The organism is Winogradskyella arenosi (genome assembly GCF_003337305.1).
GTDB lineage: Bacteria > Bacteroidota > Bacteroidia > Flavobacteriales > Flavobacteriaceae > Winogradskyella > Winogradskyella arenosi.
Genome location: NZ_QPJO01000001.1, coordinates 854,499 through 872,422 on the forward strand (window position 1 = coordinate 854,499; position 17,924 = coordinate 872,422).

The window sequence follows — 17,924 nt, forward strand, 5'->3', positions numbered from 1 at the left end:
GGGCGACTTTAAGGGTTGAACCTATTCGTGAGTGATATAATTAAACGCTTCCTTTTTTGTTCCATTTTTATCAATAAACCCAAAATGCTTCTGAGCATTTTTACGCCAAGGGAGGCGACCTACAACTTCCTTTGGTATATATGTAAAGTCATATAGGGTCCAAGACATAAATTGCAGATTGTTGATTGCGATAAGTTCTTGGATTTTTTTGTGATAATTTGCTTGGTCTTCTTCAGAAGCTCCAAAAGGTTTCCAAAATCCAGAATAGGAGGTTAAACCAAATTCTTGAAGAACTAAAGGTTTACTAGGTACTTTCGATTTTAAGGTCTTTACAGCTGCTTCAAATTGTTCTAAATCTTCGTAATAATGAAAGGATATGAAATCGACTTTATCCATTAATAAAGGGGCACTTTCGGCGTTAGACCAACCAATGGTTACTGGGCGAACCGTATCTATAGATTTTACCAAATGAATCATCTGATCTAACCAAGCCATTACGTTTGCTTTTCCGCGCGATTCAAAATCCAAATTGGGTTCGTTTTTTATATCCCAAGCTATAATGGCCTTATGATCTTTAAATGCCGATACAATCGTTTCTGCGTGCCGTTGGTTTAAGGTCCAATCCATCACCGAATAATCACCATAAAAATCGAATAGCGTCACTACAACATTTAAAGCTTCAGCCTGGGCAATATCTAAGGTTTGTTTTAGTTTATGAAGCTTTTCAGGCCGCACATTGGCCTTCCCAAAATCTTCATAAGGTATAAAAATACGTATGGCATTTAAGCCGGCATTTTTAATGATTTTAAAATCTTTAGATAAGATTTCTGTTGAAAATTGATCCCCAAACATATCCCATGGCGTGGCTTGTGGGTAGTAATTGATCCCTTTAATATTTAAACTGTCGGTGCTTATCCTTGCCTTTTCAAAATTATACTGTGCATTTTCCTCTTTCACCATATGCCGAATCCGCCAAAATCCATCTTCCAATAAAAGCACAATTTTATAAGTTGAGGTTTCCGTAGTTTCCAAAACCAATTGTTTCGCTTTAAAAAGGTGTTTGTATTCTACGACATGCCTATCGGTTAGGATGGCTAATTGTCCATCTTCACTAAAAAATTCTAAAGTCGGGTTATGGTGAAGTGTGGTCGCCTCTACAGTGATATTTTTAGCTTTATTAAGGGTTATAAAATCATAGAGGTTTTTTCTGGCATTATCGGTGTAATAATCTTTGATGCCTGCCGTGGTATTTGTTTTATAGGCCATTTGTTTTACGTACCAAGCATCGAGATAATCGTTTTCTAAAGCCTTTAAATTTTCCTCATCCATTGGTCGACCTTCATTTTGTAAAGGTTGCCATGTGAGTTTTGGTTGATATTGTTCTACATTTTGAATTTCGGTATGTAGCATTGTGCTGCGGTCTGCTCCTGTATTTAAATAACTAAATAAGGCGCTAACACCAGAGAGAATAAAGGCGATAACCATGATGTATGAGAGAATTAATATGGCACGTAATATGTTTTTATTAAGACTTACCATAGTTTTTTGGTGTTGAATTCTTTTGATTTTCCAGCCGTTTCTATGCTGAAATTATAATGACCGCTCGTGTAAATAGCAGGGTTTAAATTGAAGTGCACATAACCATTGAAGCTGGTTTTTACAATGCTATTTACTAAAGTCTTGTCCTTGTAAATATGCAGGGTAACGTGGAGTCCGTCTGGAATCATTTGTCCCATAAAACTTTGTAATGGACCAACGTTAATAGTTCTGTTTTTATCTGAAAATGCAACCTCAAAATCATTAATTACCTGTTGGTATGTTAATGCGATACTTGGGCTTTCAGACATGCCTTCAACATAGGCTTTGATTTCCCATTGAGCTTCGTGGTCGGGATGAATAATTTTTGCCTGTGCCACCCCATCAATAGTGGTTCCTGTGGTTTTTAAGATATGCTTATCTTGGTTGGTGATAAAAAAAGTTACAAAGGTCCCATCATTTACCACATTGTTGTGCTCATCTTTTAAAATTGATGTTGTAAAGGTGGTAATCTGGTTTCCGTCTGCATAAGCATGAGGGCGTGTGGCTGAAATGCTGAAATCTGTAGGAATAGCTGCAGCCACATTTATAGTGAATTCTTTAGAGTGAATGCCTAAACATTCTGAAGCAACTAAAAGGCGTCCGCTTTCTTTTTTAGAATAAAGATTTTTGAAGGCAATAAAATTGTTGGTGTAAATGGAATTCGCTTCTTCCGAGGCTAAAAACTGATGCGTTTCTGTCACTAGAGTGTTATTAGGAACCGGATTATCCAAGCTGTCGGTGGGGATAATAACTAACATAGTGTAATCTGTGCCACCGGCCTCTATACTTGGAGGTCCAATATAAGTCTCCATGTTACCCACTTCGGCCTTAGGGTTTAGGGTTAAGCTTCCGGAATTGGTGCTGAAGTCGGAGCGTAATTCCCAATTTAAAATCCCTATTTTTTTATTCATGTTTTCAGGGATAGTGTAGGTTAAAGCTCCAGAGGTTAAAACAGGTGCAATAAGGGTGGCGCCATAACTATTAGAGCAATACAATAAGGGTTTTTCTGAATTGGGTGCGGAAAATTTTAAAACTATAGGGGTTCCAACTTCAAACTCGGTGGTCTTGCTTAGGTACTCATAGTTCCCAGGCTCTTGCTTTTGGAGCAGGGCAAAGGAGGATAAGAACATCAATCCTAAAAGAAACAGATATGTGTATTTGTTTGGCATTAATATGGACTTCCTATATAGGAGTTAATATCTATTTTAATATAACTAAAATCGGGATGATCTATGTTTTGCAACTCTACCTCAGAATGATGTTCTATTCTATTAGGCACCACCTTACTGGTAATAGCAGCATTGGGTAAGCCATTTACAAAAATATTGCTCATATCCTCGTTGATAATTTTCACCTTCCCGTGGTTTAAAATTTCATATTCAAAATCTTGCTTCCGTTGCTGTCGGATTCCTTCTTTAACAAATAAATGATCTACCCAAACCATTTTTTTATCGGCATTATAATAGGTGATTAAGAGCTGAGGTATGGTAATTTCTTGCACACCACTATTAAATAAATGACCTTTTATACTGTGGTCTTCAATGCTCATAGCACTTAAAACAACACTTTTATAGAGGTCAGAACCCGAAACGTTTCCGGCGGCTTGAAGGTTGAATTTTGTGGGTTGTTCTTCAAATTCAATAGGTGTAAATTCATCCGGATTAAAAGTATCTGGAATCGAATCTTGTGTTTTAGACCAAGCTATGCCTTCAAAATTGATTCTAAAACTACTCACTTCTTTAGGCATTAATTTATGCTTCATGTGGTATTTAGCATTGTAAGTGGCAAGTTGTTTGTTATTGTCGTTGTACAATGTCCCTTTTAAAATGACATCAGCTGGGACATGGTCTATATTTTGAACCTCTCCAATAATAGCATAATGTCCATCATAATGCACCAGTTTGGCAGAGAGTACTTCTAAAACGGGTTGCTTTAAAACATCCTCGTGATGGGTTTGTTCTGTAGTAATGCGGCGTCTTCCTTGGTTAAAATATTTGGTGCCGTGAGCCGAGTAGAGTTGATCTGGTGGTAAATCGTTATTTAAATCGTCGGGTTGTAAATACCATTTATCACGGCGTTTTGAAAGCGTTTTATAATCTACTTTTTCAATTTTCTCTAAAGGTGTAATCCATTGAGTAGTGACTTTAGCAGCCACTGTGCTGTCGTTATAAGTGGTGATTTCGGTTTCAATAGCATCCATTTTAGCATAGCTACTTAATAGACCATCGGTGACAGAAATTTCTAACATATACTGGGCAATAGGGAGCTGACTTTTAGGATCTATAAGCTGGTGGGCTTTTTCAAATTCTTTAAAATCTAAAGCATCATAATAAGCTATTATTGCATTTTCAGGACTACGTTGGGTGTCGTTTTTTAAGTAAAATAAATACATCCCATAACCCACAACGAGGGCTAAAAATAAAGCCCACAGATGTGTAATTCTTAATACGTTCCTGCTAAAGGACTCGTAAGAACAATGATATTTTAAAAAATCAGGAATAGGTTTAAAGCGTGTTTTTAACATGTTCACCCAGAGCATTTGTATGTTAAGTATAAAAGCGACTAACATGGTTAAAAATGGCATAATTCCCCAATGGATCTTTAGCCATTGGGCCACATCGTCCTTGGGTAAAATAGATGAAATAGGTGGTATGTTTAAGCGTTCCCAAACCATAATCCCATTTTCTAATTGTCTAAGGCGTTGCCATCCACAGAAGTAAAGGATAGGGTCGTAAAACTTATCGTTAGAAAAAATGTATTTCAGATTGTACTTTTCTGGAGTGGTTAAAAACTGTTGTAAGGATCCAATACCGGCAACACCTTTAAATTTAGAATTTTCTAATCGTTCTATAGGTCTTGTGGTTAATTCGGGGAGTCGTCGTGCAGAATGGTAATTTCCATCTACGGTTAAAGCATTGGTTTGGGCACTTAGCCATGCCATTTGGTCGCCAAAGCCAAGAGTTAAAAATCGCCATTTATCATGATCATCCTGATTGAGGAAATTCACAATAGGTAACATCTTAATTTTTTGAGGTTGTGAGGGTCTAAAGTAGTTAAGGCTCATGGTGAAAATAACCATAAATACCATGAGTCCGGCTAAGAGTCCACCAATAATTCTATGATAGACAGCTCCAAATTTTGTTTGAATTAAAACCTTTAAATCACCTTCCACAAAACGATAAGCAAATTCCCCCATTAAAGGAATAGATAAAATAGATGCCCAAAGAGTAAAGCGGTCTAAGGTTAAAATATTAAACGCAGTTTCGCCTAACATTTTCAAAGGTATAGGGGTTGTGCCTCCCGTTCCTAAAACCGTACAAATAGTAACGGACAGCCCAAAAAACAAATAACGTTTACTGTAATATCTGTAAAATATATAAGGGAGTAATACCAGTAAAATACCCCAAGGAATTAAAAAGAAAACCAAACCAGAAGAGGTGATTTCAAGGAAATTATCGCGAGAACCATGCGGAATTGGGACTTGGGTAATGGGGTTGGCTTTAGAGTTTAGCCAATACGGGAAAATACAGCCCACGATTAAGATTAACGACAACAAGCCAAAACTAACAATACGCTTAAAAAGTTTTAAGAAACTGTTGAGGAAGCGTTTAAACGTGACCTCCTTCATAGAATTCACTTGTTCTCTAGAGACATCCATTAAAACCATACCTATAAGCGGAAAAATAAAAAAGACCATTCCGAAAATAGGGGTGACATGGTGTGAGGTTACTGTGACTGCTATAAGTGATAAGCTGGTGGCTAAATACCATTTTTTACCGGTTTTTAACCAAAGGTAAATTTCGGGTAAGGCATGCATTAATACCGAAACGCCTACAATACTAGGTAGCTGTCCAAAAATATGAAGGGTTTCAATAAAGGATGAGGAAAATACGGCTAAAACCGTCGCATAGCCCGCTACAGTTTTATTACCCGTCATTAATAAAGAGAACCGATAAGTTCCTGTAATAAATAGCACAATGGCAATTAAAGCTACGCTAAATAAACCAAACTTTAAACCAGCAATCATAGACAATAACCCTATGGACTGATGCACTAAAGGGGGATAACTTTGAACGGTAAATCCCGTATACCATTCGTAGTTCCAAGGCTCAAACCAACTATTAGCATAATGATCTGCAAAAAATAAATGGATCAGAGCATCGTAAGTTGTTTCCAAGGTAAAAAAGATGGAACTACCATGAAAAGCCAATCCTAAGAGAAGCGCAGATATTAAATATTTATTCGAGGTTTCTTTCATTAAAGGCCTAAGCAATTTCAATAGGGTAAAGATATATAATTTATAAAGGGCTTCAGTTTTTAATGAACTACAGAAAACGACCATTCATCTACACTTACCCTTAGGTTAAACTAAATAAGAAATTTTTAACCCTTTACTCCTGTACTTTTGAACTATCAATAATACAAAAAACAGTTTATTATGAAAGTTTTAGCCATAGATGACCAGCAGTTAGTATTACTTCCTTTACAAAAACGATTAGTAGAGTTAGGTTATGAGGTAGAAATCGAAACCGATGCCACTAAAGGGTTAGAACTATATGAAGCTTTTCAACCCGATTTAGTCATTGTAGATATAAATATGCCGGGATTATCTGGACTCGACTTTGTAAAACATATTAGACTTACCAAAAATGCGCAAACCCCAATTATGGTATTGTCTGGCAACACCCGTGATGAAACCATTACAGAAGGCTTTGAATTAGGGATTAATGATTATATGAAAAAACCTCTAAGCCTTAATGAAATTAGTGCGCGTGTTAAGCGCTTAATCGGGGCACCAGAAACCCAACATACCGTGGCTCATAATGATGTAATGATCCAAGAACGATGTGTAGGTGTTGTTATTCCATGTTATAATGAAGAAAAGCGTTTATTTAGTGACGAGTTTATTAGCTATATAGACAAGCATACTGGTTACCATTTGTGTTTTGTAAATGATGGGAGTAAGGATAATACCTTAGAATTATTATACAAGTTGCAAAAAGGTAGAGAAGATTTTATTACCGTGTATAATTGTGAGAAAAACGGAGGAAAAGCTGAAGCAGTACGTTTAGGAATGCTTCATATGGCTCAAAAAGAAGACTTGGATTATATTGGGTTTTTAGATGCCGATTTATCTACCGATTTATCAGATTTTGATGACTTAGTAAAAACGATTGAAAATTCAGATTTTAAAATTGTTAGTGGTTCTAGAATCTCTAGAATGGGAGCTAATATTACTAAAGAATCGGCTCGAAAAATAATAAGTCTAACCATTAACTTTATAATCCGTAAGATTTTAAAAATGGATTTTAAAGACACCCAGTGTGGCGCTAAAATATTTAGTAAGGACGTTATTGAAATTGCGTTTGGAGAAAAGTTTGTGACCCAATGGATTTTTGATGTTGAAATTTTTAAACGCATGAGTGTTCACTTCGGATTGAAAAAAGCTAAAGCGATGTTGTGTGAACAACCTTTAAAGCGATGGATTCATGCTGATGGTTCTAAATTATCCATGAAGGATTCTGTAAAAATTGTAGGTCAGTTAGCGCAAATTGCTTGGGTGTATAGATCAAAAAATACAACGAATAAATCGACTGAAAACTTAGAGATCGTCTAAAGTTACCTCTAGAAAATAGCTTATGAAAATTGGAGTTATCATTGTATTGCACAATAATGAAACAGAGCTCGAAACGGCCTTATGTATAAATCAGATAAAAACGTTAGAAGATACTGTGTTGTGCCTAGTGGATAATGCCAGTAAGGACAACACGCTAAGCCTACTCGATGATATAAAGGAAGTTTGTTCGGCTAAGGTGTCTGTTATTGAAATAAAAAAGAAAGGCTCAGAAATCGCAGCTATAAAAGCAGGAGTACGGTATATGCTTAATCAATTTAATTTAAAGTATTTGGGGTATATAGATGCCAATGCCTTAAAACAGCAAGGGTTTACCTTCTCTGATACCATAGAACATTTCTGTAGTCATAAAGACCAAATCATATCGCTGCATATTGAGACTTTAGCGCGTCAAAAAGTTAGAAAAACCTTACTTAAACGTGTTTTTTCTGTGGTAGGCTATTTAAAAGACATTATCAAGTCTTCTTCGTATAGTACCTCTGCTTAACCTTAACCCATAAGTTTATTCAAAATTAAAAATGATTCATCCTGTTTTAATAAAAGCAGGATTTTTTATGCCTTTAAATGTCGTGTAAGCGTTGGTTTGTTAATCTTAGGAGGTGGATTTAAAAGGCTTATGTAAAAAAGATAGGGAAAGTCTTAATTAATGATACATTTGCACAATACAATATTTATTATGTCATTAGAAAGAGAACTACAAAAGCGCAGCGGCTCAAAATGTGAGCTTAGTGGAAGTGAAGAAAACTTATCTGTTTACATCGTTCCAGATGTAAAAGAGAACGGATTAAAAACAGCATTGTATGCATCAAAAACGTGCATAGAACAAATGAACGCTGCTGACTCCATTGATCCTAACCACTGGAGGTGTTTAAATGATAGCATGTGGAGCGAACATGATGCGGTAAAAATCATGGCGTGGAGAATGTTACATCGTATTGATGCCGATTGGACGCAAGATTTATTAGGAATGATGTATATGGAAGACGATTTGCTAGAGTTAGCACAAGCGTCTGGTGATGGTGAAGAGGATGAAAATAAACTTGTTCATAGAGATGTTAACGGTGTTATTTTAGAGCATGGAGATTCCGTGGTCCTTATTAAAGATCTTAAAGTAAAAGGTTCTAGTATGGTGGCCAAGCAAGGTACGGCAGTTAGAAACATTAGATTAGATCATGAAAATGAGACTTATATTGAAGGTCGTGTAGATGGACAACAGATTGTAATTATTACCGAATATGTAAAGAAAACTTAATTCCTGTTTTCTATTATAAAGGAAAGAATATTCTACCATAAAAAAAAGCCTGAATCGTAATAGATTCAGGCTTTTTTTTATGGTTATTTCTGAATAGAATTTAGAGGAATTAACATGATTATGGGTTGATGTTAACAAGACATATCTGCGATAATTTTCCATTCGCCATTTATTTTTTTAAAAATAATTAAGAATGGACCATTGGCATCACCGATATCTCGTTTTAAGTGATAAGCTCCCATCACCCAATAATTGTCCCCTTCAATTTTTGAAATGTCTTTAATTTCAAATTTAAGCGTTCCACTTTCGGCTTTTGAAGGATAGCCTTTTTTATAATTAGCTAAAGTTTGATTCCAACCTTGCGTGAGGCCACTACTTCCGTAAAATTTAAGGGTTTCACTTTTCCAGTAACCTTGCATAAAACCTTCTAAATCATGAGTATTCCAAGCTACTTCTTGTTCTGCTATGACCAATCTAATAGCGGCTTCTGCACTGGCTTGTGATTCGCTTTGTTCAATAGATTCCGTATTGGTGACATCTGCTTTAATGCTAATACAACTGAAGCAGGATAAGGCTATTGCTAAAGTGATGATATATTTCATAGAATTGAATGTTTTAGTTCAATCTAAAATAAGAACAATTTAGATAATAAGGTTTAATTAATTTATGAAGTTTGTTACAGAACACTTTATCAACATCTCTAATAGACTAGCGAATAACTCATTGTTGCAATATGTCCCTTTGAATGAACTTTAGGGGTCTACTCTAAATGTTAAACAATTCTATAAAACACCTTTCTGTTGCTTATAAAAAGCATCGGCTTGGTTTTGCATAAGTTGTCTTGCCTGTTTTCGCTTGTAGTTTATAACGTCTTCTTCGTCTGCAATCTCCTGGTAAACTTTATTGTTAATGGCGTTATCCGTTGTTAATAGTAATTGTCGTTCTGCAACTTTCTGTTGGCTCCAGGTTTGTATGGTAGTTTCATAGTCTTGTAATTTATAATCAAACTCTCCTTTTGGGGCTAATAATTTTGCAATGATTGGTGAGGCTTCTATTGCTAAGAACAAGAGGAAAATAAAAAATGACGGTAACCAAGGTAAAGTGTCTAATGCCGTTATCCGTGCCATTAAACCATCAAAATTATCAATAATGGGTTGGACGGTTTTTACATGAGTAGCGTAATCGTACTGAAGGTTTGCTATTTGAGTTTTAAGCGCTTCAATTTTACTAGCATTATTCGTTTTTAATTGTTGTAGTTCTGCTAATGCTAGATCATGTTTATCTCGTTTTTCTTTATATACAGGACCTTTGCCTAAACGATTGGTACCAGAGGTTCCTTCAGCTTCCGAAATATAAGTGTTGTACAACGTGTTAACTTCGGCTTCTTTCTGCTCAATTTGAGCATTTAAACCTGAAATTTCATTCTCTAGCGTTGCAATTTGAGGATGGTACTGCTCCGCAATTTGATTTTGATTGGCTAGCGTTAAATCGTTTTTTTGTTCTAATAACACTTGATTAATTTCCTTTTCAAAAATCTTTAATTCTAAAGGTTTTGAAATGACCACAGCAATAATAAGTGCTAAGAATAGTCGAGGAGTCGCTTGAAGAATTTCTTGAGTAATATTGTCTCGTTTTTTTATGGTGGACACAATATAACGATCCAAATTAAAAATGAGTAAACCCCAAATGAGTCCGAAGAAAATGGAGGTATACAGATTGTCAAAAACAGTGAAAAGGGCATAACTGGCAGCAATGCTTGCCATAACGGCGGTAAAGAAAACGGTGGCTCCAATACCAGCATATTTATTTTGTTCGCCAATGGAACAGTCCTTTAAAATGTCCGTGTCAGCGCCAGAGCAAAGGATGAAGAATTGCTTTAACATAAGTGTTCGTTTTTTGATTGTCCTAAAAATTAGGCTGATTGATTGACTATTAGAACGCTAAAGCATGGGGTTTGTTACATGTTTAGATGAAAAAAGCCTCAATGAAGCGGCTTTAGCCGTAAAAGTTTTAAGTTAAATAGACGGAATTATAGGTCATCTGTAAACTGGTGATACTGCTATTTGGGAAGTGGTTTTGGGCCTGTTAAATAGAAAAGCCCTATGATTATTACTAATCATAGGGCTTTTAGTGATTTTATAAGTGTTAATTAAGTCGCTTATTTATTTAGATAATTCTGTAAAGTATTTATAGAAATGCGGAATGGTTTCAATACCTTTTAAGTAATTCCAAACTCCAAAATGTTCATTTGGTGAATGAATAGCATCACTGTCTAAACCAAAGCCCATTAAAATCGTTTTACTTTTTAGTTCTTCTTCAAAGAGTGAAACAATAGGAATACTTCCACCACTACGTTGTGGAATTGGTGTTTTTCCAAAGGTTTCTTCATAGGCTTTTGAAGCCGCTTTATAACCTAAACTATCAATAGGTGTTACATAGCCTTGTCCACCATGATGAGGCGATACTTTTACGGTTACCCCTTCAGGAGCAATGCTCTCAAAATGTGTTTTAAATAATTGGGTGATTTCTTCCCACTCTTGGTGTGGTACTAAACGCATAGAGATTTTAGCATAAGCCTTGCTCGCAATCACAGTTTTGGCACCTTCACCGGTGTAACCACCCCAAATACCATTAACATCTAAAGTTGGGCGGATGGAGTTACGCTCGTTGGTGGTATAGCCTGCTTCACCGTAAACGGCATTAATGTCTAACGCTTTCTTGTAAGCCTCTAAAGAAAATGGGGCTTTTGCCATTTCTGCACGTTCAGCATCCGATAAGTTTTCTACTTTATCATAAAATCCAGGAATGGTAATATGATTGTTTTCATCATGTAGTGAGGCAATCATTTTTGTTAATACATTGATTGGGTTGGCTACAGCACCACCATATAATCCTGAATGTAAATCTCTATTTGGTCCTGTGACTTCAACTTCAACATAACTTAAACCTCGAAGCCCTGTAGTAATCGAAGGGACGTCTATAGAAATCATTCCGGTATCTGAGATTAAAATAACGTCGTTGGCTAATTTCTCTCTATTGCTAGCTACAAATTTAGCAAGGTTAACACTACCAACTTCTTCTTCACCTTCAATCATAAACTTGACGTTACAAGGCAATTCGTTATTGCTGGTCATGTATTCCATGGCTTTGACATGCATATACATTTGACCTTTGTCATCACAAGCACCACGAGCAAAAATAGCACCTTCTGGGTGTAATTCGGTCGTTTTAATAACCGGCTCAAACGGTGGTGAATTCCATAAATCTAAAGGATCTGGCGGCTGCACATCGTAATGGCCATAAACTAAAATTGTTGGTAAGTTTTTATCGATAATTTTTTCTCCGTAAACAATAGGATAGCCTTCTGTTTCACAGATTTCAACATGGTCGCAACCCGCTTTTTCAAGACTAGATTTTACCACATCGGCAGTTTTTAAAACATCACCTTTATAAGCAGAATCAGCACTAATGGATGGTATTTTTAATAAATCGATAAGCTCGTTTAAAAAACGATCTTTATTCGCTTCGATATAAGATTGAATGGTTTGCATAATTAAGAATTCGGTTTGTAACAAAAATAAGAATTATAAGATGGATAAGAGAGGCTGTACACAACTTTAAGTTTTATTTTACAGCGCTTTTTTTAGTTTTTTACAGGTTAAAAATCTGATTGTAAGTCCCTCATTCTATAGAATGCGAATAAAAATGTGAAATTCTTTAAAAACTTAAAAATTTAATATTTGTATATTAAAACTATTGTTTATATTTGCATCCCAATTATAATTGGAAGTTGCAGGCGTGGTGGAATTGGTAGACACGCTAGACTTAGGATCTAGTGCCGCGAGGTGTGAGAGTTCGAGTCTCTCCGCCTGTACAGAGTAAAAAAGCTAACTTTAACGAGTTAGCTTTTTTTATTTCTACTTTTTAAGGCTGTACATAATTCACAGGGTCTTAGCAGACTTACAGTACTAAGGTTAAAATTGCATAGATATTAGGTAAGCGACTTGGTTTTAATTCCGGTTGATCTATGGAAATTTGCCCCTTGGAATACACAATACAAAAAACGATTTATGAAAGAAGGATTTTCTAATAAAAAAGCATTGTTATCCTTAGCAATTGGTGGTTTTGGAATAGGACTTACCGAATTTGTGATTATGGGCATTTTACCCAATGTGGCCCATGCTCTAAACATAACAATTCCAGAGGCAGGCCATTTTATATCGGCTTACGCGTTAGGGGTTGTTGTTGGGGCGCCTTTATTAACCAGTTTTAGTCATAAACTTCAACCTCATCGTATGCTATTGCTGCTTATGGTTTGGTTTACGGTATTTAATACGCTTTCGGCATTTTCTGCAAATTATAATATGCTATTGGTGATGCGCTTTTTATCGGGGCTTCCACATGGTGCTTTCTTTGGAGTTGGGGCTGTCATTGCGGGGAAATTAGCAAAGAAAGGCAAGTCGGCTCAGGCTATTGCAATGATGTTTTCAGGATTAACTGTAGCTAATGTTATTGGCGTTCCTATAGGAACCTATTTAGGAAATCAGTACCATTGGAGTGCTTCTTTTCTTATGGTTGGTGTTGTAGGGTGTATCACCTTAGCAAGTATTTTTTATTGGATGCCTCAGTTTGAAAAAGAAGAGAAAGCCCCTCAAAATAGCGATCATAAAGGATTAAAGAATCCTGAGCTTTGGGCATTGATAGCACTGACCACAATTGGGACCGGCGGTTTTTTTGCTTGGTACAGTTACATTGCGCCCTTACTTACAGATGTGGCTCATTTTTCTGAAAATGTGGTAAGTTATGCCATGATACTAGCGGGGTTAGGGATGTTTATTGGTAATTTTTTAGGTGCGAAAATGGCCAATGCGTTTACGCCGTTACGCGCTGTAATGATTAGTCTTTTGGGAATGGCTTTCATTTTAGTTGTGAATTCATTTTTGGCCTCTAACGCGGTCTTAGCGTTGCTACTAACCTTCCTCATCGGGTTAATTGCTTTTAGTATTTCTACGCCAATACAAATGGCTATTATTAATACGGCTAAAGGTGCCGAGATGTTAGGTTCTTCTATGAATCAAAGTGCCTTTAACATGGGGAATGCCATGGGCGCTTATTTGGCGGGATTGCCAATTGCTTTTGGTCATAGTGTTACCTCATCGTCTCTTGTTGGGGCCTCATTAGCGTTTTCTGGAGCCGTCATAGCGATTACTATTTTGATGTATAGGAAACAGAAACAAAGAAAAAAGGATAATATGTTATGTGAATCTCATTCCTAATAAAAGTCATTAGACGTTCCTTATCTGTATGAGGAAAGAATAAAAAAAGAGCTTCCTAATGGAAGCTCTTTTACTTTTGTGTTAGGTTATTACCCTTATAACTTTATAAGCTTTGAGGTTAAGGTCTGTTGGTTGCTGTTTTCAATTTTTACAAGATACACACCAGATTTTAAGCTTGAAATATCAAAACTATCCGTTTGTGTAAATTGCCCTTGAAACGCCTTTACACGTTTTCCGGTTAAGTCATAAATCTCAACTTGAGAGACATTCACGTTAATGCTAAAAGCATTTGATGTTGGGTTAGGAAACAACTGGAAGCTCATGGCTTCAACTTCATTAATACTTAAGGCATTTGAAGCTTTATTACCTAAAATTCTAAATTGACCCGCAGGAATTGTAATGGAGGTCTCACTGTTGCTCACGGTTGTAGTTACTGTTGCATCCATTAAATCATACCACGTTGCGGTAAGTCCACTTGGGAAGTTTGTCGGTACCGTTTGAGAGACCACATCAAAATTAGCCAAGATGATAACATGGTTTAATTCAGAATTAGGAATTGAAGTATCAAAAATGTCAATTCTAGGGGTGAAATTTCCTGAGGTCATGCTGTAATCCCCTTCAAACACTGGTTCTTCTGTTTTAAGAGCATGGAATTTAGACCAATCGTTATAAATTTCGCTTCTTAAAGCATCCGTAATCCAGTTATTCGTCCATTGTGGTTGTGGCTTTGTAGAGAGCTTACATCCATCGTTATTATAACTGCCGTCGCTACAGGTAAAAATTGATAGGTCCATACCTAAGTCTCCAAAATGCCAAATCATTTTAGGTCCTGGGATGAGCACGCTTACAGCACCTAAAGCAGACATTCTTGATAAGGCTGTATTTAAATTTTGCACGTTATGGCTTGCTGTACTTGTATTTCCGTAAGCGATATTCTTGTACATAAGGCGTTCCTCATCATGACTTTCAGCATAACCAACAACGCGAGGTCCATTAAATCCGGTATGAGCATTATGTCCCATACGGTTGATGTTTTTATTACCACTTTGCGCCATTGTTAATTCACTGTAAGGCGAATTCATAATGCCCCACATCATTACACCTTTCCCTTCATCTAATCGGTAATTAGCCCATTCTTTTTCTTCGTTATCAGAACCTAAATGTTCAAAAATAACATAGTGATCAGGGTCTACAGCCCACGAGTGGTCAGCGTATTCTTTTAGCACATCAACACGGTCTTGTTGGTAACTTCCGGTACAACCTTCATCACCGTATTCCGAACCATTACCACAATTTTGTGTAAAACCTTTGGTTAAATCCCAGCGGAAACCATCAATTTTGTATTCTTCAATCCAATAAGAAACCACTTGTTTTACGTAGTTTTTAGTATAGGTAGAACTGTGATTAAAATCGTTTCCAACACTGTAAGAGTGTGTAGGAAGTTCATTAAAATAAGGGTTTTCTGAAGAAGGCGCCCCCCAACCATCTCCATCAGGATCGTTCATCCACATTCTTACCATTGGATTTCTTCCGTAGGCATGATTAAAGGCAATATCTAAAATGACGGCTATTCCGTTTTGATGAAAAACGTCTACTAATTCTTTGAATTTTTCTTGACTGCCATAAAATTTATCAAGCGCCATATGAAAAGCGGTGTTATAACCCCAACTCTCATTACCTTCAAATTCCATTATTGGCATTAATTCAATAGCATTGATGTTCAGGTTTTTAAAATAATCCACTTTATCAATTAAATCTTGAAAATTTCTATCGGCATCAAAGTCTCTAATTAAAACTTCATAAATAATTAAATCTTCTTTATTGGGTTTGCTAAAATCAGTCACTTGCCAATCATAGGCCGTTTGCCCCGTTTGTAAAACGGTAACTTCAAAGTTTTGACCAGCAGGATAGGCAGGTCTGTTTGGGTAAGACGTTTCAGGAATATAGGCATCATCAAAAGGTGATAACACTAAGACCGAATAAGGGTCTGCTACCTTTACTAAAGATGGTGAATTTGCAATAGGTGTGGCATCTCCTACCCAATATTGGTAAGTTTCAATTTGTTGAGGTGTTAAGCCGGTAAGCTCTAACCAAAATTGATCAGTGCCTGGGTTTTTATACATCGCATAGGCACTAGTGGCTTCCCAATTATTAAAACTACCAACCACATAAACAAAATCTTTGTTTGGTGCTGTTAAGACTAAAGTTGCTTTAGTAGCATCTGTAGCGTCGTAATTAATACCATCTTTTAATCCAGAAGACAGCGCCTGTTCTGTAGTGTTATTAACAATGATTGTGAAGGTTTTTGTAATGCTTACCCCATCTTGGGTCACCACTAATTCACAAGATTGATTTTCTGTTAAGTTGCTAAAATAATACCCATTATAAAATGTAGTATTGTTTTGTGTGTGTATGCTAACACCATTGGCAAACAACTCATAATCTGCTGGTCCGCCTGTGTTTTGTGCTAAAATCTGTGTATTTGCGCCATTATCAACCACTACAATACCATTTGCATTAGTTGATGGGTTAATCATATTCACCTGAAAGGCCCCAATATTATAAACGAAATTGCTACAACCTGAAGCTTTTAGCTCTTGGTTGCCAGCGGCATTTCGGAATACCATTCCCATTTTAGTAACTGTAGATTCTTGTTCCGTTGTTAAATTGAAATAGGTATTAGGTGTGAAGGTGATACTCCAAGTACCGTCGTTGTTATTGCTCATTTCGCCAATGCCATCATCTTCGCCCCAGTTTCCAACCACGGCAATACCATATTCATCGTTATCGTCACCAACACCTAAATGGGCATAGACTTTAGTTGGGTTACTAATGCTGTTACAATCCGTGTCTGTACTATTAAGATCTACAGTAAGAGTTACAGGTTGATCTATGAGTATTGGACTAGGATTGGTGGTTACTTGTGCTAAGGCCAATAGCGGCAGTAGTACAAATAAATAGAGTAAGTGCTTTTTCATAATATTTTAGATATCTAAAAAAAGGCTATGAGTATTCATAGCCTTATTTGTTTGTTAAAATGATATTATTCTACAGGGATAAGAATGTATCCACCGTCAAGGTCGTTAAACCAAACATCATAAGTTCCTGCAGAAACCGGAATGTTTGCACCATCTTGAGTTCCAAATCCACTTATTGCAGTTGTGCTTCCCCAGTTTACAGCCCAATCATTATCGGCTCTAAACTTTAGTTCACCGTCTACAAACTCAACACCGGTAGCACTCCAAATGTGGCTATCAAAAGAAGATTGCGTTAAATCTGTATCAGCATCCCAACCTCCAGGAGTAGAGTCTCCTATCATACTAACTGTAGTATATGTTGCGGCCGCTGAAGCATCGTAATCCACTAAGGTATACGTCATGTCATCAATGTTGATGTTGAATTCGTAATACCCATCTGCAGCGATTGCGAATGCAGAAGGATCACTTCCTGAACCATCGTTTACAGCTGCTTCTCCTGGGTTTTCTCCAGCACCCCATTGTGGTTGCCATTGTCCTAAAGTTTCTAATAATTTAAAACCTTCACCACCGCCTACAAAGAAACCTTTATAGGTGTACATGTTAGTGTTATCAGCATGTCTTATTAAGGCTGGGTTGTTGTTGTTTTCACTCCATCCTGGAGCTGTAGCATCACCAACTAAAAATAAATTTAATAAAGGCTCTTCTACAACACCACCATCACCTTCAATTAATTTTAAATTTAAGGCTTGCATATCAGAAACGATTTCTAAAGCAGCATCGGTACCAATGGTTGCTCTTACTCTAAAGTAAACACTTCCTGTATTTGGCATATCTTCTGTAGTGGCATCGTTATCTAATCCTGCTTCTTCAGCATAATCTAATAATTCCCCAATCGTTACAGCATATGAGTTTTCTGCTGTAGTTCCTACAACTTCCATATCTGTAAAATCTCCAGAAATCGATTTTTGTAATTCGTAATTAATGCTAGTTTCAACATCAAAGTCAGCATCATTCCATGTAAAACGCTCTCCAAGGTTTCCAGAGGCAGAAGGAATTAATACATATTCTTCTAAAAAGGAATTAGTGAAGCTTAGTTCCCCGGCAGGTTGTGCCGTATAGGTTAAGCTGTCGTCACTCTCACAGGCATTGAAACCAATGGCAGCAAGTAATAGTAAGGCTATAAGTTTTATTGTTTTCATAGTGTT

12 protein-coding genes and 1 tRNA gene are annotated in these 17,924 nt (G+C 36.6%); 5 read left to right on the plus strand and 8 right to left on the minus strand.

Annotated features, from left to right (window positions below; translation table 11 throughout):
• Positions 1-21: 21 nt before the first annotated feature.
• The 3 genes from DFQ08_RS03635 to DFQ08_RS03645 are packed head-to-tail and all read right to left on the minus strand — an operon-like array spanning position 22 to position 5,836.
• Positions 22-1,539 carry a glycoside hydrolase family 2 TIM barrel-domain containing protein gene (locus tag DFQ08_RS03635; RefSeq protein ID WP_114308421.1) on the minus strand — a complete coding sequence of 506 codons (1,518 nt, stop codon included), beginning with the start codon at positions 1,537-1,539 and terminating at the stop codon, positions 22-24.
• A complete protein-coding gene (locus tag DFQ08_RS03640; protein WP_114308422.1) occupies positions 1,533-2,747 on the minus strand; it encodes a hypothetical protein in 1,215 nt (404 codons plus the stop codon). Before DFQ08_RS03640 ends, DFQ08_RS03635 begins: the two co-directional genes overlap by 7 nt.
• Entirely contained in the window at positions 2,747-5,836 is a 3,090-nt protein-coding gene (locus DFQ08_RS03645) for a hypothetical protein (protein WP_114308423.1), read from the minus strand. The genes DFQ08_RS03640 and DFQ08_RS03645 overlap by 1 nt, the downstream gene beginning before the upstream one ends.
• Positions 5,837-6,016: 180 nt before the next feature.
• Between DFQ08_RS03645 and DFQ08_RS03650 the strand changes: the two genes are divergently transcribed.
• The 3 genes from DFQ08_RS03650 (at position 6,017) to DFQ08_RS03660 (ending at position 8,465) form a co-directional block, all read left to right on the plus strand.
• Positions 6,017-7,195 carry a response regulator gene (locus DFQ08_RS03650; RefSeq protein ID WP_114308424.1) on the plus strand — a complete coding sequence of 393 codons (1,179 nt, stop codon included), beginning with the start codon at positions 6,017-6,019 and terminating at the stop codon, positions 7,193-7,195.
• 22 nt (positions 7,196-7,217) lie between these two features.
• Complete coding sequence (locus DFQ08_RS03655) at positions 7,218-7,700, plus strand: glycosyltransferase (RefSeq protein WP_114308425.1); 483 nt, start codon at positions 7,218-7,220, stop codon at positions 7,698-7,700.
• Positions 7,701-7,889: 189 nt separating this feature from the next.
• Positions 7,890-8,465, plus strand: a complete 576-nt coding sequence (locus DFQ08_RS03660; RefSeq protein ID WP_114308426.1) for a PhnA domain-containing protein — start codon at positions 7,890-7,892, stop codon at positions 8,463-8,465.
• A gap of 131 nt (positions 8,466-8,596) precedes the next feature.
• On the opposite strand, the gene DFQ08_RS03665 is transcribed toward DFQ08_RS03660, so the two are convergent.
• The 3 genes from DFQ08_RS03665 to DFQ08_RS03675 form a co-directional block, all read right to left on the minus strand.
• The gene (locus DFQ08_RS03665; protein ID WP_114308427.1) at positions 8,597-9,067 is read right to left on the minus strand and encodes a YybH family protein; all 471 of its coding nucleotides are present in this window, start codon (positions 9,065-9,067) and stop codon (positions 8,597-8,599) included.
• A 180-nt stretch (positions 9,068-9,247) separates the two neighbouring features.
• On the minus strand, positions 9,248-10,348 hold the full coding sequence (locus tag DFQ08_RS03670; RefSeq protein WP_114308428.1) for a DUF4407 domain-containing protein: 1,101 nt from the start codon (positions 10,346-10,348) through the stop codon (positions 9,248-9,250).
• Between the two features lie 279 nt (positions 10,349-10,627).
• Complete coding sequence (locus DFQ08_RS03675) at positions 10,628-12,016, minus strand: dipeptidase (RefSeq protein WP_114308429.1); 1,389 nt, start codon at positions 12,014-12,016, stop codon at positions 10,628-10,630.
• A 241-nt stretch (positions 12,017-12,257) separates the two neighbouring features.
• Between DFQ08_RS03675 and DFQ08_RS03680 the strand changes: the two genes are divergently transcribed.
• Together DFQ08_RS03680 and DFQ08_RS03685 are read left to right on the plus strand one after the other, a co-directional pair.
• A tRNA-Leu gene (locus tag DFQ08_RS03680) sits at positions 12,258-12,339 on the plus strand.
• Between the two features lie 196 nt (positions 12,340-12,535).
• Positions 12,536-13,741, plus strand: coding sequence for an MFS transporter (locus DFQ08_RS03685; RefSeq protein WP_114308430.1), 1,206 nt, complete (start codon positions 12,536-12,538; stop codon positions 13,739-13,741).
• 95 nt (positions 13,742-13,836) lie between these two features.
• Here DFQ08_RS03685 and DFQ08_RS03690 read toward each other — a convergent pair whose 3' ends face one another.
• Together DFQ08_RS03690 and DFQ08_RS03695 are read right to left on the minus strand one after the other, a co-directional pair.
• On the minus strand, positions 13,837-16,719 hold the full coding sequence (locus tag DFQ08_RS03690; RefSeq protein WP_114308431.1) for an alpha-amylase family glycosyl hydrolase: 2,883 nt from the start codon (positions 16,717-16,719) through the stop codon (positions 13,837-13,839).
• A 65-nt stretch (positions 16,720-16,784) separates the two neighbouring features.
• Complete coding sequence (locus DFQ08_RS03695) at positions 16,785-17,918, minus strand: SusF/SusE family outer membrane protein (RefSeq protein WP_114308432.1); 1,134 nt, start codon at positions 17,916-17,918, stop codon at positions 16,785-16,787.
• Positions 17,919-17,924 lie beyond the last annotated feature (6 nt).

Coding starts and splice junctions, on each gene's coding strand:
- DFQ08_RS03635 (WP_114308421.1), bottom strand. CDS start 1,539: ATGGTAAGTCTTAATAAAAACATATTACGTGCCATATTAATTCTCTCA.
- DFQ08_RS03640 (WP_114308422.1), bottom strand. CDS start 2,747: ATGCCAAACAAATACACATATCTGTTTCTTTTAGGATTGATGTTCTTA.
- DFQ08_RS03645 (WP_114308423.1), bottom strand. CDS start 5,836: ATGAAAGAAACCTCGAATAAATATTTAATATCTGCGCTTCTCTTAGGA.
- DFQ08_RS03650 (WP_114308424.1), top strand. CDS start 6,017: ATGAAAGTTTTAGCCATAGATGACCAGCAGTTAGTATTACTTCCTTTA.
- DFQ08_RS03655 (WP_114308425.1), top strand. CDS start 7,218: ATGAAAATTGGAGTTATCATTGTATTGCACAATAATGAAACAGAGCTC.
- DFQ08_RS03660 (WP_114308426.1), top strand. CDS start 7,890: ATGTCATTAGAAAGAGAACTACAAAAGCGCAGCGGCTCAAAATGTGAG.
- DFQ08_RS03665 (WP_114308427.1), bottom strand. CDS start 9,067: ATGAAATATATCATCACTTTAGCAATAGCCTTATCCTGCTTCAGTTGT.
- DFQ08_RS03670 (WP_114308428.1), bottom strand. CDS start 10,348: ATGTTAAAGCAATTCTTCATCCTTTGCTCTGGCGCTGACACGGACATT.
- DFQ08_RS03675 (WP_114308429.1), bottom strand. CDS start 12,016: ATGCAAACCATTCAATCTTATATCGAAGCGAATAAAGATCGTTTTTTA.
- DFQ08_RS03685 (WP_114308430.1), top strand. CDS start 12,536: ATGAAAGAAGGATTTTCTAATAAAAAAGCATTGTTATCCTTAGCAATT.
- DFQ08_RS03690 (WP_114308431.1), bottom strand. CDS start 16,719: ATGAAAAAGCACTTACTCTATTTATTTGTACTACTGCCGCTATTGGCC.
- DFQ08_RS03695 (WP_114308432.1), bottom strand. CDS start 17,918: ATGAAAACAATAAAACTTATAGCCTTACTATTACTTGCTGCCATTGGT.